Here is a 23795-nt window from a genome sequence, read left to right as displayed (position 1 = left end):
TATGCCGGTTCCATCTTGCTCCCGGCACCCTTAACCCATCAGGGAATGCGCGGTTTTATCTCGCCTATGTCGCCGCATTGCGCACGATGACGCAGGGCGTGATCCATCAGCACGAGGGCCATCATCGCCTCGGCAATCGGCGTGGCACGGATGCCCACACACGGGTCGTGACGACCTTTGGTAACCACATCGACCGGCTCACCCGCCAGATTGATGCTGTGACCGGGAATCAGAATGCTGGAGGTGGGCTTGAGCGCCATCGAGGCACGAACGACCTGCCCTGTGCTGATACCACCAAGAATGCCACCCGCATGATTGGACGTAAAGCCGTCCATATGCATTTCATCGCGATGCTGGCTGCCACGTTGCGCAACGGCATCGAAGCCGTCGCCGATCTCGACACCTTTCACAGCATTGATCGACATCAGCGCCGATGCGAGATCGCCATCGAGCTTGCCGTAAATGGGCTCGCCCCAACCGGGCGGCACGCCCTCGGCCTCGACATTTACGCGCGCGCCGACGGAATCGCCGGACTTGCGCAACGCATCCATGTATTTCTCAAGTGCAGGCACCTGCTCCGCGTGCGGCCAGAAGAACGGGTTTTCTTCCACGGCATTCCAGTCGAAACCTTCGGGAACGACATCGCCGATCTGCGCCAGATAACCGCGCACCCGCACGCCATAGCGCTCAGCCAGCCATTTCTTGGCCACCACCGCAGCGGCCACGCGCATCGTGGTTTCGCGTGCAGACGAACGACCACCGCCACGCGGGTCACGGATGCCGTACTTCTGCCAGTAGGTGTAATCGGCATGACCTGGACGAAAGGTGTTGGTGATGTCGGTGTAGTCCTTGCTGCGCTGATCGGTGTTGCGAATCAACAGCGCAATCGGCGTACCCGTGGTCTTGCCTTCGTACACGCCAGAGAGGATTTCAACCTCGTCCGTCTCGTGACGCTGCGAGGTATGCCGACTGCGGCCGGTCGCGCGGCGATCGAGATCCGTACGAAACGCTTCGGCATCCAGGGCCAGTCCCGGCGGGCAACCATCGATGACGCAGCCGATGGCAGAGCCATGGCTTTCGCCGAATGTGGTGACGGTGAAGAGCTTGCCGGTTGAATTGCTGGACACAGGGAAACCAAGGCTGAGATGTGAATCGGAGGGTTCGATGGTCGTGCAACCCATCGAAACGATACCCGCATCTTGCCACGCCTCGGCGTCCAGCGCCTTTATGAGCGCGCCTCCTAAGACTTGCGCTTTCTCGCTTCAGGCCATTCGCGTGCCAGAATCGCGAAAATCATGTCATCGACCCACTCGCCGTGCAGCCAAAACCGCTCACGAAAATGCGCTTCCTGCCGCATGCCCAGTGCACGCATAAGCGCGTCGCTGGCCTGATTGCGCGGGTCGATGGACGCATGAATCCGGCGCGCGTGAAATGTATCGAAGAGATAATCGAAGAGCCCGCGCACGGCCTCGTACGCGTAGCCTTTGCCTTGGTGTTCCGGTGCGATCGTGATGCCGAATTCGTAAGAGTCTTCGGTATCCACCGGAATATGCAGACCCAGATCGCCGATCAGCGCATCGTGATCGGTCAACCGGATCGCACGCTGCACCCAGTCGCCACGTGTTTCGGGCGACCACTGCATTTGCGTGCGGATGAAATCGAGCGCTTCGGTCTGCTTGGTCGGACGCCAACCTTGATATCGCGCCACGACGGGGTCGGCGCGATAGCGGAACAACTCGTCCGCGTCGTCTTCGCGCAAGGCATCCAGACGCAATCGCACGGTTGCGAGTACCAAATCCATATCGATCAGCGCGAACGACGCTCCTCGGCAGCGGCATGAATCGCTCTGGCGTGTTCAATCAGCTCGCGGCGCTCGATCGCGAACACGCCCATCTGCCCTACTTTAAACTCAATCCACACGAACGGCACGTCCGGTAGCAGCGCGCTCAACGCATGCTCGCTTTCGCCGACTTCGACGATCAGCAATCCTTCTTCGGTCAGGTGATCGGCCGCCTCGTCGAGAATGCGTACGCAGATATCCAGGCCGTCATCGCCGGAGGTCAGGCCGAGTTTCGGCTCATGGCTGTATTCACCCGGCAGCGCGGCGTATTCGTCCTCCGTCACATACGGCGGGTTGGAGACAATGACGTCGTATTTGCGGTCTTTAAGGCCGCTAAACAGATCGGACTTGACCACCTCGACGCGTTCGCCCACGTGCTGGAATGCGACGTTTTCACGTGCGAGCGACAAGGCGTCTTCGCTGATATCGACGATATCCACCTGCCAATGCGGGTTGTATTCGGCCATCGCGATGCCGATGCAGCCCGAGCCCGTGCACAGGTCGAGTGCACGTTCCACATGATGCCCATCCAGCCACGGCGCGAAGCCCGATTCGATCAGCTCTGCAATGGGGGAACGCGGCACCAAGGCACGGCGATCGCTCTTGAACTTCAAACCGGCGAACCAGGTTTCGCCGACAAGGTAGGCAACCGGCAGGCGCTCGGTAATGCGGCGCTCGATCAATGCCAGTACGCGCGCACGCTCTTCGGCGGTGAGTTTGCCGGCGCCATACGCGGGCGGAATGTCCGGAGGCAGGTGAAGACTGGCCAGCACCAGATGCGTGGCCTCGTCGATCGGGTTGTCGTGGCTATGCCCGAAGGTGAGCCCCGCTGCGGAAAACCGGCTGGCGCCATAGCGGATGAAATCGATGATCGAGGCGAGTTCGGAGGTCACGTAGGCACGGTCCGTCTTGGGGGCTGAGAAGTATAGCGATTGCTCGTCGGAGCCTGCTCGAAACGTGCCCATCTTCGTTCATGACGCCAGTCAGGCCGCCTCGCCCCCTTGCGGTCCGTAGAACATCACCCATGCACTGAAATCCTTGGTGAAATCCTCGAAATGATGAGGTGTGCCGGCAGGCACGAAGAGCAATTCGCCGGGACCGAACTGCTGGCGCGTGTCGCCGCAGACAAAGTAGCCACGTCCGGCGATGACCATGCACAACTCGTCGCGCCGATGCGGTGTCTGTCTGTCGATGCCGGCAGGCTGAAAAATCTCTACCTCCAGCGAGCCGTGCCTGAACATGCCAGCGGCCGTTTTCTTGGCCTGATCCAATGCAGCCAGCGCGCTGGCTGGGGTGAGTCGTTGATGCATACCACCTCCCAAGGAACGATCCATCCCCCTTATGGAATCGTTCCGTTTTACTTCATACTTGTTGGATGACTTTCAAGGTATTGCTGCAATACATCCTTCCCCATCGGGCACTTTCGCGCGTGGTTTACTGGGCCACACGCTGGACGTTCGTGCCGTGGAAAAATTTTTTGATCAACACGATCGTGCAGCGTTACCAGGTCAACATGACCGAAGCGGCGCAACCCGATCCCCTTGCCTACCCGCACTTCAATGCGTTCTTCACACGCAAACTTCGTCCCGATGCCCGCAAGGCAGATGCGTCACCTGCCGCGATGCTTTCGCCTGCCGACGGACGCATCAGCCAAGCGGGCCCTATCACCGACGGACGCATCTTCCAGGCCAAAGGGCAGGACTACACGGTCGCCGAACTGCTCGGTGACGAGGCTGCAGCTGCCCCCTACGCGCGCGGCCAATTCGTCACCGTCTACCTCTCGCCGCGCGATTACCATCGCGTGCACATGCCATTGCGCGGCGAGCTGCGAGAGACCGTGCATATACCGGGCCGAATCTTCAGTGTGGCCCCCTTTGCGGTAGAGGCTATTCCGCGACTCTTCGCACGAAACGAGCGATTGGTCTGCCACTTCGACGGGGAGCACGGACCGTTTGTCGTGGTCATGGTCGGGGCGATCCTGGTGTCGTCGGTGGCCACCGTATGGGACGGGCTGGTGATACCCCCCTATGCACCCTCGATCCGCCGCAAGTCCTTCGCCGGGCAGAAGGTCTCGCTGGACCGTTTCGCCGAGATGGCGCGCTTCAATATGGGCTCCACGGTGATCCTTTTGCTGCCCGAAGGGGCCGCCAAGCTGGCCAGCCTGGCCTCCCAGCAGCCCGTTCAGGTTGGTCAAAAATTAGGTGATCTACTTCACATTAGTTAGGGTTTTGGACCCTCGCCTACACGCCTGATTCGCTGAACGTTGACGCACGTCGTCATTTTGTGACGTTTTGTGCGCATTCCGCGTCGACAATTTGTTATGCTCTCGCCCTATCCGCGCACCCGTGCGGCGCCTGTATCAGTGAGGGGTCACATGCAGATCGTCACTCGCATCATCGCGATGGTTCGCGCTCGCCAGCTCCAGCGCCAGTTCAGCCAGATTGACCGCACCATTACCGCCATGCCGGCCAAGGCACGCGCCCGGTTGGGCGTGATGACCCTGCGGGAAATCGGGCAGGCATCCAAGAGCGAATTCCCCCACCTTTACGGTACGGAACCCGGCGCGCGCTACCTTCCCTGGGGTCAGGGCACCGACGTCGGCTTCAACCGCGCCCAGTCGGATAACCCGGAAGTCGCGCTCCGCGGCATCTCGCTCTGGTTGGCCGTGGCCTATCACGAAACCAAAGACTCGCCGCACACCAGCGTGCAGCCGCAGCATCGTCAGGTGCTTCGCGTCTTGCGCGAATTGCGGGACGCCAGTGGCGAGCAGGTCGATGCCGTGGCGCAGTGGATGCGCTCAGGCGCTGCTGCTTAACCCTCGCGATTGCTGCCCGACTCGGCCTCTCCTGTAACGGGAGAGGCCGTTTCGTTTTGGATCAGTGACAACGTGGCTCAATGACAGCTGGGCAGTTTGATCACCTGCCCCGGGCGCACATGGTCGAACTTGAGATTGTTCATGCGTGCGACTTCGCTGGAGCTCGAACAGCTACCGTGTTTACGCACGATGCTTGCCAGCGTGTCGCCGCGTCGAACGGTGTAATGGACAACCGGATCCGGCGCCGCAACCGGTGGTGCATCCGGTACGACGGGCACGATGGCATTGTGCAGATCGCTGGCAAGAATCGGCCATGGACCGTTCACGCAGCGCACCGCGTAAGCCTTCTCCAGTGACTTGGGAACCTGCAACGTCGCTCCGACCGGTTGCTCCTGCTGCGGATCCAGGCGCGGATTGAGGTTGCGCAAGGTGCGGAACCAGCCGTCGAGATGATTATCGGCCGAGCCGAGGCACACGGTGAGTTCGGAAATGGACGCCGCACGCGCCAGCGTGATGCTGCCGGTCTCGTTGTTCATTTGCGGGAAATGCAGGTTGTAGCTGTCCGGATGCAGGAAAAGCCATGCAGCCGCCAACACCTCGGGCACGTAATCACGCGTTTCCTGCGATAGCTGATTGTAGATGCGCGGATCGTAGAAGCTGACGGAGGTGTCGTCGCCCACGAGTCGGCGCATACGACCTTCGCCGCCGTTGTACGCAGCCAGCGTTAGTTCGAGATTGTCGTTGAACGCCTGCAGCTGCTCGTTCATGTATTGAGCGTTCGCGCGCGCCGATTCGCCCGGATCGAAACGCGTGTCGAATCCATCCTGCTCGCTCAAGCCAAAACGCAGACCGGTCGCGTACATGAACTGCAGCGGCCCCGCCGCGCCGGAGCGCGACACGGCGTGCACCTTGCCGCCGGATTCCTTGGCGAGAATGCCGAACAACAGCGCTTCGGGAAGGCCCTGCTGCTGATACTGCGGCCACATTTCCTGGCGCAGGTATTCATAGTTGACGTACGCGTCCATCAAGTTCGAGCGCCACTGCGTCAGCCACATCTCCAACGCCGCTTTCACGGGGCCATTCATCGCGATCAGTTCGGAAAGCTGATGCCCACGCAACAGAGTAACGCTGCGCTGCATCTCCGACGGATTGATCGCACCGCCAGCCTGTCCAGGAAGCGATGTCGTAGCCGCTTCACCGGTGTCTTCGTTCGGCGTCTGGTCACCAATAAAGCTGCCATCCTTCAGGCGCAGCAAGTGATCGAACACGGAGAAGAAACGTTGCGGATCGCATCCCGGCGTTGTGCCGCACTGCGCTGCCGAGTTCTTTAGCTGATCGAGCGCCTGATCCAGCGTCTTCTGCGCGCCCTCGGCATCGCCTGCGCGCGTCTGCTGCAGTGCCGTTTCGTAGCTTTGACTTGCCTGATCCAGCTGCCCGTACAGCGCATTGAGAGAAGCCGAGGCCGGCGTGGGCTTGCTCGCGCCGGATGCGCAGGCGGTCAACTGCATCAACGCCGCGACCAATGAAGCCAAACAAAGGGAACGAGCGGCGTGACGATACGGCATGACCAAGGCACCAGCTTGTGAAGCGGTCACCATAACCGTCCGTGCACGCAGACTCAAACACATTCTTGATCGCGGCGACGCTGCACACCGCTACAATCGGCCAACATTCCGGGGACCTTCCATGTCAGACATCCTGATCGGACGTAAGGACAAGGCAGAGGTTGTGCTTGAGCCGCGCTATGGCAATCGCCACGGCATGATTGCGGGCGCCACGGGGACCGGCAAGTCCGTTTCGCTGATGGTGCTTGCCGAAGGCTTCTCGCGTTTAGGCGTTCCCTGCTTCCTCGCCGATGCAAAAGGCGATCTCGCAGGACTGGCCATGCCGGCCGCGGAACCGAACGATGCGGTCAAGACACGCCTGCAAAAGCTCAAGCTGAGCGACTGGAAACCACAGGCCAATCCGGTGGTGTTCTGGGACATCTTCGGCAAGCAAGGCCATCCCGTTCGCGCGACGATCAGCGAAATGGGCCCAACCCTGCTCGGCCGCGTGCTCGAACTGAACGATACGCAGCAAGGCGTGCTGGAGGTCATCTTCAAAGCCGCCGATGACGAGGGACTGCTGCTGCTCGATCTGCCGGACATGCGCGCCATCCTTGGTTTCGCAGCAGAGAACGCCAAGGACCTCTCCAAGCGCTACGGCTTGATCAGCACGCCGAGCATCGCCGCCATCCAGCGCGCCCTGCTGAAACTCGAACAGGATGGCGGCGAGCAGTTTTTCGGCGAACCTGCGCTGACGCTTTCCGATCTGATGCGTCAAGACATGACGGGCCGGGGCGTCATCAACATTCTCGCGGCCGATCGCTTGATTCTGAAGCCGCGTCTGTACTCCACGTTCCTTCTCTGGCTGCTTTCAGAACTGTTCGAACAGTTGCCCGAAGTGGGCGATCTCGATCAACCGAAACTGGTTTTCTTCTTCGACGAAGCGCACCTGCTTTTCAGCGATTGCCCACCGTCGCTGCGCCAGCGTGTCGAACAAGTCGTGCGATTGATTCGCTCCAAGGGTGTCGGCGTGTATTTCTGTTCGCAGAATCCGGACGATGTGCCCGGCGATATTCTTGGGCAGCTAGGAAATCGTATTCAACATGCATTGCGTGCATTTACGCCGCGCGACCAGAAAGCCGTGAAAGCCGCGGCAGAAACATTCGTCGCCAATCCGGCTATCAACACGCTTGAGGCCATCACGCAACTTGGCGTGGGCGAAGCGTTGGCATCCACGCTGATCAAGGGCGGCGTGCCCGCCCCCGTTGAGCAAATCATGGTGACGACACCGTGCTGCCGTATCGGCACCATCACGGAAGAAGAGCGCGAGACGATCCGCCAGCGCTCGCCCGTGGGTACGAAATACGACACGGCGGTGAATCGTGAATCGGCGGCCGAGTTACTCGCCGCACGCGCCGACGATAAAGCGGCCGACACGTCGGCCAAAGACGCCGAAGTATCCGCAGTATCCGGTTCGGGCTTGGGGGACACCGTGCGCGACGCATTGCTAGGCACCAAGCGACGCCAGGGCATGATTGAAACCATGGGCAAGCAAGTCGTGCGAACGATGGGCAGTCAGCTCGGCCGGCAAATACTGCGCGGCGTGCTTGGCGGCATCTTTGGAGGAAAACGTTGAGAGGTCATGGATGAGCCGCATTGAAACAATTCCTGTCGATCAACCCTTGGTCGATACGCTGGTCAGCGGGCTCACTTACCCCTTGCGCGGTGCGGCGCTCGCGACATGTCTGGTGCTGACGGTTCTGCACTACGCAGATCTGATCCCGTTTGTCGGCGCACTCATAAGCATCGCTTTGTGGGCAGCGACGTGGCGCTACGCCGCGGACTGTCTGCTGCACACCTCGCACGGTTATTTTCAGCCGCCGGACGTTGTCATACAGGTCAACAGTGCGCAAGGCTGGTGGCTGTCGCTGATACATGTTCTTGGTTTTGTCTTCTGCATCCTTTACGCGGTTATTTCGCCGCATACGTTCCCGCTGTTTCTCGTGCTGGTGATTCTGGTGTTGCCCGCCATCGACATGTCGATGGCGCTCGACGGTCACGCACTGACGGCCCTCAATCCGGTGCATTGGGTAAATATCATCACCAAGTTTGGCGCGGCCTATCTGATCCCGGTGATCATCAATGTGATTCTTAGCGCGCTCATGTTTGTCAGCATGAGGTGGAGCGCGCAATTGCCGAATCTGCTCGCCCAACCCGTCGCCTGTTTCTTCGTGACATATCTGATCATCCTCGGCTTTCACTTGATGGGGGTGATGGTCTATCAGCGGCACGAACACTTCGGCCTTGTTCCTGAGGCGCAGGAGTTGGTTGCCGAGAGCGGTCAGAATGACGACCAACAACTGCTCGCACGCGTTGCGGCGATCGAAGCCTCCGATCCGGATACAGCCATTGCGTTGCTCGTCGAACGCATGCAAGGCCGTCATGCCCCAGCCGAATTTCATCAAGCGTATCAACGATTGCTTCGAAAGCAGGGTCATCGTGAAGCGCTGCTCGAGCACGGGCACATCTGGATTGCAGCGTTGATGGCCGATGGCGAACCCCGCCGCGCCCTGGGCGTGTTGCAGGGATGCAGCGAGGACGATCCCGATTTCATGCCGGATGACCCGTCGACGGTTCACCAGCTTGCGGATCTCGCCGGGCGCCTTGGCATGTCCAGGCTTGGGCTCAGGCTATGCATGGGCTACCTCGCCCGCTGGCCACGCGAACGGGACGCCGTCTCCTGCGGATTGCTTGCAGTGCGTCTACTGAGCGGCCCGTTAGATCGCCCCGCCGAAGCGCAGGTTTTGCTCGCAAAATTGATGGCGACTTATAGCGAACATCCGCAACACGACGACATGCATATACTGCAGCTCAAGCTTCAGAGTTCACCTGGTACGACATGAGCCGTTGGCGCCCACCCTCCCCCTCTTCCACTGCCATCATTACCCGTGACGGCTTCGAAAAGCTGAAAAGCGAACTCGATCATCTCTGGCATACGTTGCGGCCGGAAGTGGTGAAAGCACTTGCTGCCGCAGCAGCCGAAGGCGATCGCTCGGAAAACGCCGAGTACACCTATCGCAAAAAGCAGTTGGGCGAAATTGATCGCCGCGTGCGTTATCTCAGTAAACGCATCCCGTCGCTGAAAGTCGCCGAAGGCGCGCCAGCCGATAAGGACACGGTATTTTTCGGTGCCGTAATCGAGCTGGAAAATGTCGACAGCGGCGAGACGTTGCGTTATCGCATCGTCGGGCCAGACGAAACGAATGCCAAGCTCGGATGGATCAGCATCGACTCCCCCATGGCGCGCGCCGCGATGAAGAAGAAGCTGGACGATGAATTCGAGGCGGAGCTTCCGGCCGGCCGCACACGCTTCGCCATCACCGGCGTGGCCTACGAATGAAGCGCTTAGACTTCCAATGGCAACGGATACGTTCTGCCGCTGCGTAGCGGTTGATAGCACGCAGCGGTTAGATGAAACGCCTCATCCTCGTTATCCGCATGCCAGCCGGGAATACCCGACAACGGCAACGGTCTCAGTTCCAGCGGATCACGCAAAAGGCGGCCATGCGCGATGGCATCGGCGCACGATGCGATGGCGTTCGTCGCGCTCGCATCATCCCGTGCCACAACAACCAATGCTTTGCCCACCAGCAAGTTACCGGGTGTAAGCGCGTGTTCGAGTAACGCGTGGCCGAAGACCTTTACGTCGATGCAGCCATCGCGCCACGCCGATCGGTGTCGCCAGAACAAACCGTACCAATCGTGTGCATCCCACACTGCAAGCAGTGATGGGTCACGGACGGTTACCACCACGCCGGCTTCGTCAAAATGCGTTTGCGCGTACTGCGGTCGCGAACGTTCGCGTGGACCAAAGCGTTCGATATCCGCAATCTGTTGACGGTTGAGTGCGCGCTTCAACGCTGGATAACGAAGCCAGATCATTGCATTGAACAGATCATGCCAGTTCGCGTCACGCGTCGCGATCAGACCGCGTTTGGCGATGCGTTCTTCGTAATGAAGCTCGTCAGCGAGCAGCTCACGTGTTTGGGTGGCAAAGCGTTCGGCTGCATCACGCGGCCATTTGGCGTTGAGTTGGTCGATCGAGGGCCAGTCGGGACCTTCCAACCATCCTGCATGTTCACGCCAATCGGCTAACGGCGCGAGACATAACACCGATGGATCAACGGCATTTCGCTCGGGAGCGACGTAGCGCATGTTGCGTGCCGAATCAGCCGGCCAGACGCGCGTGCAAATCGTGCTCGTCGGCCGCTTCGACGGTTACGTCGACAAACTGCCCGGGCTTGAGCTTCTGGCCATTGGCGATGCGCACAAGGCCATCGATCTCCGGCGCATCGGCGGACGAACGCGCGATCGCGCCATCGGCATTTGCCTCGTCGACCAGTACCTTGATGGTACGGCCAATCTTGCGTTGCAATTTTGCCGCCGAGATTTCCGCCTGCACCGCCATGAACTGCTCAAGGCGATCTTCCTTCAACTCCTCGGAAACAGGATGAGGAAGCTCGTTGGCCTTGGCGCCATCGACGGGCGAATAAGCGAAGGCACCCACGCGGTCCAATTCGGCTTCGCGCAGGAAGTCCAGCAGCTCTTCGAATTCTTTATCCGTTTCGCCGGGGAAGCCGACGATGAAGGTGCTGCGCAGCGTGATATCCGGTACCTGTTTGCGCCAGTTCTGGATGCGCTCGAGCGTCTTCTCGATATTGCCTGGACGCTTCATCAACTTCAGGATGCGTGGGCTGGCGTGCTGGAACGGGATATCGAGATACGGAAGGATCTTGCCTTCCGCCATCAATGGCATGATTTCGTCGACGTGCGGATACGGATAGACGTAATGCAGACGCGTCCACACGCCGAGCTCGGATAGACCTTCGCACAACTCGGTCATGCGCGTGCGATAGCTCTTGTCGCGCCACATGCGTTCGGCGTATTTCACGTCGACACCGTAGGCACTCGTGTCCTGCGAAATCACGAGCAGTTCTTTCACGCCGCCTTTGACGAGACGTTCGGCCTCGACCAGCACCTCGTCCACCGGACGCGACACCAAATCGCCGCGCATCGACGGAATGATGCAGAAGCTGCAACGATGGTTGCAGCCTTCGGAAATCTTCAGGTACGCGTAATGCTTGGGCGTCAGCTTGATGCCCGTGTCGGGAATGATGTCGAGCAACGGATTGCGCTTGGGCGGCAACGCGCTATGCACGGCACTCATCACGCTGGCGTAATCCTGCGGGCCGGTGATAGCCAGAACATCCGGATAGGCCTCGCGAATCAGCTCGGAACGCTTGCCCAAACAGCCGGTAACGATCACCTTGCCGTTTTCATGCAGCGCTTCGCCAATGGCATCGAGCGATTCCTGCACGGCCGCATCGATAAAGCCACACGTGTTCACCACGACCGCATCGGCCGCACCGTAGCTGGGCACGATCTCATAGCCCTCGACCTTCAGCTGAGTGAGGATGCGTTCGGAGTCGACCAGCGCCTTGGGGCAGCCGAGGCTCACAAAGCCGATTTTCTGGGAAGCCTTTGACATGACCCTGATGACCGTAAACGTGCGGGAAACGGTCAATTATACGCTACCTCGGCGCCATCGCTGGCACCGTTAGACTGACCGGACATTCAGTTTGAGGTGATGCCATGGGCCAGCACATCAACATTCCTACCGGCGGGACGCAGTGCATTGGCGCTTATCTTGCGCAAGCCGAGGGAAAGTCCAAGGGGGGCATCGTAGTCATCCAGGAGATTTTCGGGGTGACGGCGCATATCCAGGGAGTCGCGGATTATTTTGCATCCGTCGGCTACACCGCCATCGCGCCAGCGTTTTTCGATCACCTGGAAACCGGCGTCGAACTGGAATACAACGATGAAGGCATGCGCCGCGGAAGACAGCTTGTATCGGAGCTGGGGCTCGAACGCGCGATAGAAGATGTTGCAAGCGCCGCCGAAGCCATCGCCTCCGCCGGGAACATTGGCACGGTGGGATATTGCTGGGGCGGGACGGTGGCGTTTCTCTCAGCAATACGCCTGGGCTTTCCCTCGGTGAGCTACTACGGCGCGCGCAACACCGCCTATCTCGGCGAACCGCTGAAAGCACCGGTGATGTTTCATTTTGGTGAGAACGACACGTCTATCCCACCCGATGTCATCGCAAAGCACCGTGAAGCGATGCCGACGATGGATGTCTTCACCTACGCAGGCGCGGGCCATGCGTTCAATCGCGATGTCGATCCAACGCACTATCACGAAGCTGGCGCAGCGCTTGCGCGCAAGCGTACAGTGGCTTTTTTCGATCAGTACCTGGCGGTCAAATGAGAGCGATCGATTTCAATCTTGATCCGAACCTGCAAGCTTGCACGCATTTCGTCACGTCGTTGCCGCTGTGCGATGTTCTTCTGATGAATGACGCAAGATTTCCGTGGCTGATACTTGTGCCACGCCGCCCAGGCATGGTGGAAATGATCGATCTGCCAAGCGAGCTACAACTGGATCTATGGCGCGAAATCAACCACGCGTCCGCCGTTTTGCGCGATAGCGTTCCTTGCTACAAGCTCAATATCGGAGCGTTGGGCAATATCACGCGGCAGCTACATGTCCATGTGATTGCCCGTACCGAAAGCGATTCTGCATGGCCAGGTCCCGTGTGGGGTTTCGGGCGCGCTGAACCTTATGCGGAAGGTGAAAGCGGAGCACGTATCGCGCTATTGAAAAGTCGATTCACTGTCGAAGTCAGCTAATTTTTTGGCATAAAAAAACACCCATGCAAATGCATGGGCGTTTTCTCGTTCAATCTGATGCTGGTATCAGTGACTATAGGGAGCGCCTGAGGCGTCAGTACCGGCCCCACCGGCCGCACTCTTGTCCTTGTCCGTGTCGGACGCCACAGGCGCCGGTGCATGGTAGTCCTCAAGCTCACGCGCCTTGGTTTCGACTGGATTGATGCGAGCCAGCGTGCCACCGTTATCGTAGTAAGCGACGAAACCGTAATCCAATTCCAGGCGCGCCATGTACTGCAGGTGCTGCTTGCGAATCTTGGAATCGTCGCTGGGCACCAGCAACACGGTCTTGGGCAACTTGCCCGTATCTTTCAGATACGCAAAGTGACTGCCGGTATCGAGCGCGGAAAGCACTGCGCCGTCGATCAGGAACTGGCCGCTCTTATAAGCTTTGATCGTCAGGTCGAACTGGCTCTGCGACTGCGTCGTCGTAACCGTGTCGTTTTTGGCTGCGCCGCGGTGACAACCGCCCAGAACCAGCAGGCTGCCGATCAGAAGCGCGGCAGCAATGCCGCGGGTCGGCAACATGGAAAAACGGATCATGCGGATCTCCTGCAAATATTCGGTGAGGCTCGACGAAGTGTAACGCCGCCCCGTTTGGGTGGATGACATGGCTGAATCGCCGTTCAGAGAAATGTTCACGTACGAGGCAGCGTGACGCCCTGCTGGCCCTGATACTTGCCGCCACGGTCCTTGTAGCTGGTTTCGCATTCCTCGTCGGATTCGAAAAACAGCATCTGCGCGACGCCTTCATTGGCATAAATCTTGGCCGGCAGCGGCGTGGTGTTGGAGAATTCCAGCGTCACGTGACCTTCCCACTCCGGTTCCAGCGGCGTGACATTCACGATGATGCCGCAGCGTGCGTATGTGCTCTTACCCAGGCACACCGTCAGTACCTGCCGTGGAATGCGAAAATATTCCACCGTGCGAGCGAGTGCAAAGGAGTTGGGCGGAATGATGCACACATCCGCCTGCACATCGACGAAGCTTGTTGGATCGAACGCTTTCGGATCGACAATCGTGGAGTTGATGTTGGTGAAAATCTTGAATTCGCGCGCGCAACGCACGTCGTAGCCGTAGCTCGATGTGCCGTACGAGATCAACTTGTTGCCATCGCGCACTTTGACCTGGCCGGGTTCGAAGGGCTCGATCATGCCGTGCTGCTCCGCCATGCGGCGGATCCACTTATCGGATTTGATGCTCACGCGAACTCCGGTGCTCCTGGCCATGCGCCCGTAGAGCCGGGCGCAAAGCGGCAAAAATACATGGTTAGCTGGCTTCTATGCCAGCGCTGGCACCGTTCGATGCCAAGAACCTGACTCGCAAGGTTCTACGGCCTTACGCCGCGGGCGTCCCCTGCACGACGATCTTGCCGAGGCCAAGCGATTTGTTGCGTGGCTGTCTGGCAAGACGGCCTGCGGTATTACGGGCGATAGCGCGATAGCGCGCCGCCAGATCGGAATCGGGCATCGCCACGACGGTGGGATTGCCGCTATCGGCCTGCTCGCGAATGCGGATATCCAGCGGCAGCGAGCCCAGGTACGGCACGTTGTACTGCTCGGCCATACGTTCGCCGCCACCGGCGCCGAAAATGTGTTCCTCGTGGCCGCAGTTCGTGCAGATGTGGGTGGCCATGTTCTCGACGATGCCCAGCACGGGGACCTCCACCTTCTCGAACATCTTCAACGCCTTGCGGGCATCCAGAAGTGCGATGTCCTGCGGCGTGGTGACAATCACCGCACCGGCGACGGGCACCTTCTGCGACAAGGTCAGCTGGATATCGCCCGTTCCCGGCGGCAGGTCGATGATCAAGTAATCGAGCATGTCCCAGCGCGTATCGCCGAGCAGCTGCATCATCGCCTGCGTGACCATCGGGCCGCGCCAGATCATCGGCGTTTCTTCGTCGACCAGAAAACCGATCGACATGGCTTGGAGGCCGTGCGCGGTCATCGGCGTGATGCTCTTGCCGTCCGGCGATTCGGGCTTGCCTTGGATGCCGAGCATGCGTGGCTGGCTCGGGCCATAAATATCGGCGTCGAGAATGCCGACTTTCGCGCCTTCTGCGGCTAATGCCAGGGCCAGATTCACCGACACCGTCGACTTGCCCACCCCGCCCTTGCCCGACGCCACGGCGATGATGTTCTTGATGTTGCCCAGCGGTGCGAGCGCGCCCTGCACCTTGTGCGGATGAATGCGGCTGCTGAGGGAGATCGCGGCCGAATCGATCGCCGGATCGGCTTCCAGCGTCTGCTTCGCCATCGAGCTCAGTGCCTCGCTGGCGCCAGCGGCGGGGTAACCCAGCTGGATATCCACCGACACCCGGGTACCGTCGACGCCCACCGCGCGAACGGCCTCGGCCAAGGGATTGCCCGTGTGGGGATCAATAAGGTCGCCGAGGATACGGCGCACCAGGGCTTCATTCGCCTGCGTCATGGGGAAAGTGGTAGCTATCGAAGACGCTAAGTATGCCAGTTCGCGCTACCCATACTTGGCTCCGCTTTGCGCCCAGGCGTCAACGATGTGTGCTAACGCGATGAAACCATTGTGTTTGCGCATTGCAGCTTGACCCTACCCCTTGTGCATCGGCAGGCTCGCCATACGCCAACGTAGGGGACCCCTCGCATGAAACGCCTGTCGCATATCGCTATCGCCGCCTGCCTGCTGCTTGGGCCAACCATCACCTGGGCAGCCGATAACACACCGGTCGGTACGTGGCGCCAGGTTGACGATGCAACGGGCAAGGTGAAATCCATCATCCAGATCAGCGACAACAACGGTCAACTGCAAGCCAAGGTGCTGCAGGTTCTGATCTCCGACGATGGCCCGCACCCGGTCTGCAAGAAGTGCGACGGCGACCGGAAGGATCAGCCGATCGAAGGCATGACCATCATGTGGGGCGTCGCCAAAAACGGCGATGTGTGGGACGGCGGCAAGATCCTCGATCCTGCATCGGGCACCGTCTACAAGGTCAAACTATCGATGGAAGACGGCGGACAGAAACTCGATGTGCGCGGCTATGTCGGCTTTGCGCTGATGGGCCGCACGCAGGTCTGGATTCGCCAGCAGTAATTTGCGTCATTGCATAAAACATCCGCGGGTGCGTGCTCGCGGATGTCTTTGAAAGTCTCCTGCGCTTCACGCGCCTCTCACGCATCGCGTCGCATTCCCGCCAACGCCCGCTGCGTTGTCATGTGATCGTCGCGCGCCAGCAATCAACGCACATCATCGTCCGCGCACCTATCACGTACTGCCAGGGGCAGAGGGAGCTTGCGTATGTGCGGTAAACGGGGATCGATCCTGCCGTGGATAATCGCGGCGTTTTGCGTAAGTGGCGCATTGGCGTCGCCAGTGTTCGCCGCAAACAGTGGCAATCTGATTGTCGATGGCGATGGTGAATCGGGCACGTGTACGACCGATTGGTCGGCCGTCAACACAGTGCCGGGCTGGACGGTGACGCAAGGCAGTCCGTCGATCGTTTGCTATTCGATCGGCAGCTTCAACACGCCCACGGGCGGCTCAGGCGGCAACGCATTCATTGCCGACGGCCCTTACGGCGATTCGGCGCTCCGCCAGAACATCAACGTATCCAGTGCGGCCACCACCATCGACGGTGGCGCGGTGACGTACAACCTCTCAGGCTGGCTAGGCGGTTACACCGTCTACAACGGCGAGGCGGTGGTGACAGCTGTCTTCCTCGACGTCAACGGCCATCCGCTCGGTACGCCCGCGCAACTGGCCGGCGTTACCGCCACCACGCGCAATCTCGAAAGCGGCTTCGTCGCGCAATCGGCCACCGGCAACGTGCCTGTTGGTACGCGCAGCATTTCGGTGCTGCTGCAATTCACCAACACGTCGGCTTCTTACAACATCGGTTACGCCGACAATCTGTCATTGACGCTGTCCACTCCTGTGACCGCAGCGGCGCTGCAAGCGCCAGCATCGAGCGTTCCCGCCTTCGATCACGTCTTCGTCGTGATGATGGAAAACACCGACTACAGCGAAGTGATCGGCGACACCACCGATGCGCCCTTCATCAACAGCCTCGCCAGCCAGGGCACGCTGCTGGACAACTACAGCGGCGTCTACCATCCCAGCGACGAAAATTACCTGGCCATCGCCGGCGGCAATACGTTCGTGCAAGGCGCCGTCTACTATCCCAACATCAAAGTCACCGCACAGAACATCGCCGACGAGCTGGAAGCCCAGGGCAAAACCTGGAAAGCCTACGAACAAGGCATGGGCACACCTTGCAACACCAGCAATAACAACGACAGCTACTACGAACCGGATGACGCGCCATTCGTCAATTTCACCGATGTGCTGTCGAATCCAACACGTTGCGCCGCACATCTGTTCGACACCACACAACTGACGACGGATCTGAAATCGGCCTCCACCACGCCGAATTTCGCGTGGATTGCCGCCGACGATTACTACGACGGCGAAGCCTCCGGCAACGGCACGCCCAAGAGCCTGCAGGTGCAAAACGGCTGGCTCCAGCAAACCTTGCAGCCGATTCTCAACTCGCCCGCGTGGACGCAGCAGCGCTCACTGATTGTGCTTACCTGGGACGAATCGGCGTCGGAAACGGGTAATCACCTTGCAACCATTCTGGTGGGTTCACCGGGAACGGTGCAGTCCGGTTACATCAGCAACGCGAACTACAACCACTACAGCACCGGCACCACCGTTGAACACGCATTAGGCATCGCACCGCTCACGCACAACGATCTCTACGCGCAGCCAATCAACGACGCCTTCGCTGCGACCACCGCGACAACGATACCCAGCCTGGCCAGCAGCATGCCGAGCGTCACGGCAGGCACCTACGTACACTTCGACTACGCCACGCCGTCGAACAAGCTCAACAGCGAAAACTGGATCGGCATCTACGCCGCAGGCAGCAGCCCTGGCAACGGCTCGTCTGCGACGTGGCAAGCCGCGCCGAACGGCAGTGGCACGGTCACGTTCGACACATCCAGCCTTTCGCCCGGCACGTATAGCGTCTGGTATTGCTACGACAACGGCTACACCGTGCTCGCAGGGCCGGTAACGCTCAATGTGACCTCGCCGTAACGACCCGGCCAAACTGCCGGCACCCATCGGCAACGATGGGCGCCGGCACAGCGCGGGTCGTCGCGCGGAGCAATACACAGCCCGTGTCATAATGCGCAGCTCTCCAGCCAGCGCCGAAACCATGCCCCGCCGCCTACTCGTCACCCACGCCCTTCCCTACGCAAATGGCCCGCTGCATCTGGGTCACATGCTTGGGTACATCCAGAGCGACATCTGGGTCCGCGCGCAGCGGATGATGGGCAGTGAGGTGTACTTTGTCGCCGCGGACGATGCCCATGGCACGCCGATCATGCTGGCGGCGGAAAAGGCTGGCGTATCGCCGGAGGCGTTTATCGCCACGATGCGCGCCAGCCACGAGGCTGATTTTGCCGACTTCCATTTCAGCTACGACAACTACTACACGACGCATTCGGAAGAAAACCGCGAACTGGCGTCGCTGATCTACACGCGCCTGCGCGATGCCGGTTACATCGCGCGTCGCAGCATTCAGCAGCTTTTCGATCCTGAAAAGCTGATGTTTTTGCCTGACCGCTATATCAAAGGCACATGCCCTAACTGCGGCACGCACGATCAATACGGCGACAATTGCGAAAACTGCGGCGCAACGTATGCACCGACCGATCTGATCAACCCGTACTCGGTAATGTCCGGCGCTACACCGGTGCTGCGCGATTCGGAGCACTACTTCTTCGAACTGGGCAAATTCGAGTCGCTGTTGCGCGACTGGTTTGCCGGCAAGCTCACCCATGGCGAGCGCGTTGCCGATGCGGGTGTCGTGGCAAAGTTAATGGAGTGGCTCGACGGCGGCCTTAAAGATTGGGACATCTCGCGCGATGCGCCCTACTTCGGTTTTCCGATTCCCGATGCGCCGGGCAAGTTTTTCTATGTGTGGCTCGATGCGCCGGTTGGCTATCTCGCCAGCTTCAAGGCGCTGTGCGATCGAACCGGATTGAAGTTCGACGATTTCCTTGCGCCCGACAGCGACGCAGAAATGCATCACTTCATCGGCAAGGACATCATCAATTTCCACGGTCTGTTCTGGCCCGCCATGTTGCATGGCGCGAAGTTCCGCACGCCGACGGCACTGCACGTCAATGGCTACCTAACGGTGAACGGCGCGAAGATGTCCAAATCGCGCGGCACGTTCATCCAGGCGCGCACGTATCTTGATTCCGGCCTGCATCCGGAGTTTCTGCGCTACTACTTCGCCACGATGCTCAGCGACACCCCCGTCGATGTCGATCTGGATCTGAAGGCATTCGAAGAGCGCGTCAATTCGCATCTGATCGGCAAGTGGGTGAACATCGCCAGCCGAACAGCGGGCTTCGTGCACAAATTCTTCGAGGGGCGTCTTGCCGCACAATTCTCGGAAGAACAGAACGAGTTGTGGCGCGTGCTCATCTCGCACTATGAAGGTGTGCCTGCGCTGTATGAAGGCGGTGAATTTGCCGAAGCGATGCGCCGCTTCGTGCTGATCGCCGACTTGGTCAATGGCCACATCGCCGCCAAGGCACCGTGGGTGATGGCGAAGGATGAATCCCAGCGCGACGAACTGCATCAGGTCTGCTCGTTCTCGCTGGCAGCGTTCCGTTTGCTGGCCGGTTTACTGAAACCGGTGCTCCCGGCAACGGTGGCCGCGGCAGAACAGTTCCTTGCGGCGCCTATTGCCGATTTCGATTCGGCCTGCGCCACGCTGCACAATCACACCATTCGTTCGTTCGAACCGCTGCTAGCTCGCATCGACTTCAAGCACATCGAAGCGATGGTCGAAGCCTCGAAAGAGTCGCTGGGCTCGACGCCCGAGCCAACCACACCTAAAAAACCTGCCAAGAAAGAAAACAAGAACATGACGGACAACGCGCCCACAGCGACAGCAGAAAGCAACATCATCGGCATCGACGATTTCTCCAAACTCGATTTGCGCGTAGGCAAGGTGCTCGCCTGCGAATTCGTCGATGGCTCGGACAAGCTGCTACGTTTTGAACTGGATGCTGGCCCGCTCGGCAAGCGCCAGATTTTCTCGGGCATTCGCGCGGCTTACGGCGAGCCGGAAAAGCTGATCGGCCGCAATGTGGTGTTTATCGCCAATCTAGCGCCGCGCAAAATGCGTTTTGGATTGTCTGAAGGGATGATTCTTTCGGCCGGTGACGGTGGCAACGATCTGTTTCTGCTCGATGCGGATCAGGGTGCCAAGCCGGGCGCTACGGTGCGCTGAAGCTTTTTGCTCTTTGAAACCGAAGCGTCGATGTTATCGTGGCGCCAGAAGTACCTCACCGTCATTGACCGGCTACGCCGTTGTAAGGCGCCTCGGCGCAGGCCGGAATCCAGTGGCGAACGGTACCGATTTTCGCGATAACTTCGCTTAATCGTTAGCAGAATCTATAGAGCGGGATCGCGAAAATCGAGCGATGCAGTCACTGGATTCCGGCCTGCGCCGGAATGACGATGAGGGATTGGCAGATGTTGCTCAAAACGTGCGGATAGATTCCTGAGGCGTGACATTCAACGAACCATGACAACGCTCGCCGACCGCATCGACGCCCTGTTACCGCAAACGCAATGCGAACAATGCGGTTATCACGGCTGTCGCCCTTACGCAGAGGCGATCGCCAAGGGCGACGCCGACATCAATCAATGTCCGCCGGGTGGCGCTGCCGGCATTGCGCAACTTGCCGCGTTACTTGGCCGCGCACCGATTCCCCTGAACCCCGATAACGGCGTCGAAAAACCTCGCACACTGGCGCGCATTGTCGAAGCCGATTGCATCGGATGCACCAAGTGCATCCAGGTGTGCCCCGTCGACGCCATCGTCGGCGCCAACAAGTTGATGCATACGGTGATCGCCGACGATTGCACCGGCTGCGAACGATGTGTTCCCGCCTGCCCCGTCGATTGCATCGTGCTCGAACCAATGCCGTTTTCGCAGGCCAATGATCAGGCGCACATGGATGTAGCACGCGCGCATTTTCAACGGCGCGAAGCTCGTCTTGCGGAACAGCAAGCTTCACGCGAAGCGGAGCTTGCATCACGCAAGGCGGAAGTCCATACCCCCGGAACAAAACAGAGTGTGCTGGATGCGCTTGCACGCGCTAAAGCAAAGAAGCAGGAGCCCAAAGCGTGAAGCGAGCGGATGTGGTTGAACTGTTTACGCGCCTGCGCGAACTCAATCCGCACCCCACCACGGAGCTGGCTTACACCACGCCATTCGAGCTTCTCGTTGCCGTCGTGCTCTCGGCACAGGCGACTGATGTTGGCGTCAACAAGGCAACGCGCAAACTTTATCCGGTTGCCAATACGCCTCAGGCCATCCTCGATTTAGGCGAGGAGAAGCTCAAGCGCTATATCAGCACCATCGGCCTGTTCAACGCGAAAGCGAAAAACGTGATAGCGCTGTGCCGCATCCTGGTCGATCAATACGACTGCAAGGTTCCGGACACGCGCGAAGCGCTTGAGGCGTTACCCGGCGTCGGCCGCAAGACAGCGAACGTGGTGCTCAACACAGCATTCGGCCATCCGACGATCGCGGTGGACACGCACATCTTTCGTGTCGCCAATCGCACAGGATTGGCGCCGGGCAAAGATGTTCGTGCGGTCGAAGACAAACTGGAAAAAGTGATACCGCCCGAGTTCAAACAGGATGCGCATCACTGGCTGATCCTGCACGGACGTTACGTATGCAAGGCACGCAAACCGGATTGCCCCAATTGCGTGATCCGCGATCTATGCCGTTATCGCGACAAGACGCCCGCGACGTAATTTTTTTGAAACGCGAAAAAGCAAACGGCGGGCATATGCCCGCCGTTTTTCCATCCTTAGGTCGAACTCCATTCCGATAGCTCGTTGCGGCTATCCGTTGCCTGCCGATCAGAACGGGTAGAAACGGAAGCTGGTGAACACCATGTTGTCTGCAGCAGTCGGGGCGTTGCCGTTGATGTCCGAGAACAGTTTGCGCGTGGTATGCGAGAACTGTGTACCGAACTGCACGCGGCCGAACTTGCCCTGGTAGAACTTCCACCAGAAACCAGCGGTTTCCTGCGCGATCTGACGGGTCTGGCCCGTGCAATCGGTGGCTGCACCGTAGATCAAGCAGTCGCTGTTGTTGTAGCCGAGGAGGGCTGCGCCGTAACCGAACGGCTTGCCGTTCACGCCGGAGGTCAGGTAGCTGTCTTCCTGCTCGCGGCCGCCAGCGACGTACAAGTCGAAGTCAGGCGTGGCGTGCCAGGTCAGCGTGCCGAGCACCATGTTTTCCTTCAGCGGTTCCGGAGCGCCGCTCGGGTTGTAGGTGATGTCGTTCAACTGAGCCGAACCGTAACGGCCAATGCCCTTGCCGCTCATGCCGGAGAACTGGAAGTCCAGCACCTTCGGAACGATCGGGAGCAGCATGCCGAAGCCGGCGCCGCTGCCGTGCGTGGTCTTGTTGCTGGTGGCTTCGGGACCGCCGTCAGCCGTGGTCGGTGTCACGCGGGTTTCGAACTGGCGCGCGATACCGAACACTTCGTAGTGACCCCAACCCGGATCAGCCGCGAACTTCACGATCACATCCGGAACGCTGTTGAGCGAAACGGTGTTGAGCGTGTCATACGTATTGCCGGCCTGGATCGTAGCCGTGGTGGTGGTGTAACCCTTGCTGCCTGCGCCGGCCACAGAGCCGACACCGGCCGTCTGCGGATTTTCCAGCGAGATACCCAACCACCACATCTTGTTCCAATCTTTGACGAGGCGGACCTGCGTCTGACGTGCCCAGGTGAAGCCCGGCACGTACTGTGCGTCGATCGACGGCGGCAGCTGTTCCTTGCCTGGGGTGATACCGACACTATCAAGCGTCAGCAGCGACCATGCCTGACCGGTCAACAGATGCAAACCGTAGGTGTCCCAATCCACATTGGTCCACAACTGGCGGATACGCGGGTTGTACGAGTTGCTCTCGTTCATGTTCGCCGTCTGGGCGCCACCGAGGAAGTCCATCTCGTAGTAGCCAGTGACGTGCGTCGTGTCGTTGATGTCCGCTTCGGCCTTGATGGTCAGGCGGCTCTGACGCGAGCTTTCCAGGAACTGGTCGTTGCGCGCATTGGTGACCGGATAGGTCGTGGTTGCGCCGCTGCCGGTGTTGATCGGCGCCGTGCTGGTGCCGCCCTGGAACGGAATGTTCGCGTACTTGCTGTTGATATCGTCACCGGTGTCGCGCGAGCGGTAAACCGATTCGGCCGCCAGGAAGCCACCAAACGTCCACTTCACGCCGCCCATGCCGCCGAACGTGTCGCCGGTCTTGGTTGCAACTTGCTGCTGCGCCTGTACCACCTGAGCCTGGGTGGCCTGCACTTGCGCCTGAGTAGCCTGCACGGACTGCGCTGTTTCCTGCTGCGCCTGCGTCTGAGCAGCCGACTGGGATTCCAGATCCGAGACCTTCTGTTCCAGCGCTGCGATCTCAGCCTTCATCTGAGCCAGCTCTGCCGCACTAACGGTCACTTTCTTGTTGGACGTCGTCTGTGCCGACACAGCTGTAACGCTGGTCAAGCCCAAACCGGCAGCGATGGCCACCGTGAGCATCTTGGAACGCATGTTGTTGTCTCCGCTTATATCAATGGATCCGCGATGGACACCTTAGATTCCCCTGAGGCGACCGGCGGGTTGGTGGCATGATCAAGCGGGAGCTTTACCGTTAGATGGATGTTATGTGACAGAACGAAGACAAACCATACGGTTCGCCACATGGCAAACGGAATCGCCGGGGC

23 protein-coding genes are annotated in these 23795 nt (G+C 59.6%); 12 read left to right on the top strand and 11 right to left on the bottom strand.

What is annotated here, in order from left to right; genetic code table 11:
* Nucleotides 1–38: 38 nt before the first annotated feature.
* The 4 genes from aroC to EKH79_RS01945 form a co-directional block, all read right to left on the bottom strand.
* A complete protein-coding gene (gene aroC, locus EKH79_RS01960) occupies nt 39–1127 on the bottom strand; it encodes a chorismate synthase (protein WP_126672345.1) in 1089 nt (362 codons plus the stop codon).
* 113 nt (nt 1128–1240) lie between these two features.
* On the bottom strand, nt 1241–1801 hold the full coding sequence (locus EKH79_RS01955) for a GNAT family N-acetyltransferase (protein WP_233590134.1): 561 nt from the start codon (nt 1799–1801) through the stop codon (nt 1241–1243).
* A 5-nt stretch (nt 1802–1806) separates the two neighbouring features.
* Nucleotides 1807–2733, bottom strand: coding sequence for a 50S ribosomal protein L3 N(5)-glutamine methyltransferase (gene prmB / locus EKH79_RS01950; RefSeq protein ID WP_126672105.1), 927 nt, complete (start codon nt 2731–2733; stop codon nt 1807–1809).
* A gap of 90 nt (nt 2734–2823) precedes the next feature.
* The gene (locus EKH79_RS01945) at nt 2824–3150 is read right to left on the bottom strand and encodes a cupin domain-containing protein (protein ID WP_126672104.1); all 327 of its coding nucleotides are present in this window, start codon (nt 3148–3150) and stop codon (nt 2824–2826) included.
* Between the two features lie 65 nt (nt 3151–3215).
* On the opposite strand from EKH79_RS01945, the gene asd reads away from it, so the two are divergent.
* Together asd and EKH79_RS01935 are read left to right on the top strand one after the other, a co-directional pair.
* Nucleotides 3216–4064, top strand: a complete 849-nt coding sequence (gene asd, locus EKH79_RS01940; protein WP_126672103.1) for an archaetidylserine decarboxylase — start codon at nt 3216–3218, stop codon at nt 4062–4064.
* 150 nt (nt 4065–4214) lie between these two features.
* Nucleotides 4215–4655, top strand: a complete 441-nt coding sequence (locus tag EKH79_RS01935) for a hypothetical protein (protein WP_126672102.1) — start codon at nt 4215–4217, stop codon at nt 4653–4655.
* A gap of 77 nt (nt 4656–4732) precedes the next feature.
* On the opposite strand, the gene EKH79_RS01930 is transcribed toward EKH79_RS01935, so the two are convergent.
* A complete protein-coding gene (locus EKH79_RS01930) occupies nt 4733–6220 on the bottom strand; it encodes a transglycosylase SLT domain-containing protein (RefSeq protein ID WP_126672101.1) in 1488 nt (495 codons plus the stop codon).
* Nucleotides 6221–6341: 121 nt separating this feature from the next.
* Between EKH79_RS01930 and EKH79_RS01925 the strand changes: the two genes are divergently transcribed.
* Genes EKH79_RS01925 through greB form a run of 3 tightly spaced genes read left to right on the top strand, consistent with a single transcriptional unit; the run spans nt 6342 to nt 9599 of the window.
* Nucleotides 6342–7835, top strand: a complete 1494-nt coding sequence (locus tag EKH79_RS01925; RefSeq protein WP_126672100.1) for a helicase HerA-like domain-containing protein — start codon at nt 6342–6344, stop codon at nt 7833–7835.
* Between the two features lie 10 nt (nt 7836–7845).
* Nucleotides 7846–9102 (top strand): hypothetical protein, encoded by a 1257-nt coding sequence (locus EKH79_RS01920; RefSeq protein ID WP_126672099.1) that lies wholly within the window; start codon nt 7846–7848, stop codon nt 9100–9102.
* Nucleotides 9099–9599: a transcription elongation factor GreB gene (gene greB / locus EKH79_RS01915; protein ID WP_126672098.1), complete on the top strand. Its 501-nt coding sequence runs from the start codon at nt 9099–9101 to the stop codon at nt 9597–9599. The genes EKH79_RS01920 and greB overlap by 4 nt, the downstream gene beginning before the upstream one ends.
* Before the next feature lie 5 nt (nt 9600–9604).
* Here greB and EKH79_RS01910 read toward each other — a convergent pair whose 3' ends face one another.
* Entirely contained in the window at nt 9605–10414 is an 810-nt protein-coding gene (locus tag EKH79_RS01910; protein WP_126672097.1) for a DUF3025 domain-containing protein, read from the bottom strand.
* A gap of 13 nt (nt 10415–10427) precedes the next feature.
* Nucleotides 10428–11747 carry a 30S ribosomal protein S12 methylthiotransferase RimO gene (rimO, locus tag EKH79_RS01905; RefSeq protein WP_126672096.1) on the bottom strand — a complete coding sequence of 440 codons (1320 nt, stop codon included), beginning with the start codon at nt 11745–11747 and terminating at the stop codon, nt 10428–10430.
* A gap of 104 nt (nt 11748–11851) precedes the next feature.
* On the opposite strand from rimO, the gene EKH79_RS01900 reads away from it, so the two are divergent.
* Together EKH79_RS01900 and EKH79_RS01895 are read left to right on the top strand one after the other, a co-directional pair.
* Nucleotides 11852–12526 carry a dienelactone hydrolase family protein gene (locus EKH79_RS01900; RefSeq protein ID WP_126672095.1) on the top strand — a complete coding sequence of 225 codons (675 nt, stop codon included), beginning with the start codon at nt 11852–11854 and terminating at the stop codon, nt 12524–12526.
* Nucleotides 12523–12948, top strand: a complete 426-nt coding sequence (locus tag EKH79_RS01895) for an HIT domain-containing protein (protein WP_126672094.1) — start codon at nt 12523–12525, stop codon at nt 12946–12948. Before EKH79_RS01900 ends, EKH79_RS01895 begins: the two co-directional genes overlap by 4 nt.
* Before the next feature lie 66 nt (nt 12949–13014).
* Here EKH79_RS01895 and EKH79_RS01890 read toward each other — a convergent pair whose 3' ends face one another.
* The 3 genes from EKH79_RS01890 to apbC form a co-directional block, all read right to left on the bottom strand.
* Nucleotides 13015–13530, bottom strand: coding sequence for a hypothetical protein (locus EKH79_RS01890; protein WP_126672093.1), 516 nt, complete (start codon nt 13528–13530; stop codon nt 13015–13017).
* A gap of 95 nt (nt 13531–13625) precedes the next feature.
* Entirely contained in the window at nt 13626–14192 is a 567-nt protein-coding gene (gene dcd, locus EKH79_RS01885; protein WP_126672092.1) for a dCTP deaminase, read from the bottom strand.
* Between the two features lie 133 nt (nt 14193–14325).
* Nucleotides 14326–15396: an iron-sulfur cluster carrier protein ApbC gene (gene apbC, locus EKH79_RS01880; protein WP_425478448.1), complete on the bottom strand. Its 1071-nt coding sequence runs from the start codon at nt 15394–15396 to the stop codon at nt 14326–14328.
* A 213-nt stretch (nt 15397–15609) separates the two neighbouring features.
* Here apbC and EKH79_RS01875 point away from each other — a divergent pair, with 213 nt between their 5' ends.
* From EKH79_RS01875 to nth, 5 genes are all read left to right on the top strand, one after another.
* On the top strand, nt 15610–16056 hold the full coding sequence (locus EKH79_RS01875; RefSeq protein WP_126672090.1) for a DUF2147 domain-containing protein: 447 nt from the start codon (nt 15610–15612) through the stop codon (nt 16054–16056).
* Nucleotides 16057–16260: 204 nt separating this feature from the next.
* The gene (locus tag EKH79_RS01870; protein WP_126672089.1) at nt 16261–18063 is read left to right on the top strand and encodes an alkaline phosphatase family protein; all 1803 of its coding nucleotides are present in this window, start codon (nt 16261–16263) and stop codon (nt 18061–18063) included.
* A 121-nt stretch (nt 18064–18184) separates the two neighbouring features.
* Nucleotides 18185–20278 (top strand): methionine--tRNA ligase, encoded by a 2094-nt coding sequence (metG, locus tag EKH79_RS01865; protein WP_126672088.1) that lies wholly within the window; start codon nt 18185–18187, stop codon nt 20276–20278.
* 297 nt (nt 20279–20575) lie between these two features.
* A complete protein-coding gene (locus EKH79_RS01860; protein ID WP_126672087.1) occupies nt 20576–21184 on the top strand; it encodes an RnfABCDGE type electron transport complex subunit B in 609 nt (202 codons plus the stop codon).
* Nucleotides 21181–21819 carry an endonuclease III gene (nth, locus tag EKH79_RS01855; RefSeq protein ID WP_126672086.1) on the top strand — a complete coding sequence of 213 codons (639 nt, stop codon included), beginning with the start codon at nt 21181–21183 and terminating at the stop codon, nt 21817–21819. Before EKH79_RS01860 ends, nth begins: the two co-directional genes overlap by 4 nt.
* Before the next feature lie 108 nt (nt 21820–21927).
* On the opposite strand, the gene EKH79_RS01850 is transcribed toward nth, so the two are convergent.
* Nucleotides 21928–23622 carry a hypothetical protein gene (locus tag EKH79_RS01850; protein ID WP_126672085.1) on the bottom strand — a complete coding sequence of 565 codons (1695 nt, stop codon included), beginning with the start codon at nt 23620–23622 and terminating at the stop codon, nt 21928–21930.
* Nucleotides 23623–23795: the final 173 nt, after the last annotated feature.

It is taken from the genome of Dyella dinghuensis (assembly GCF_003977615.1).
Taxonomy (GTDB): domain Bacteria; phylum Pseudomonadota; class Gammaproteobacteria; order Xanthomonadales; family Rhodanobacteraceae; genus Dyella_B; species Dyella_B dinghuensis.
The sequence above is the reverse complement of the archived record's forward strand: the minus strand, read 5'-3'. Positions and strand labels throughout refer to the sequence as shown.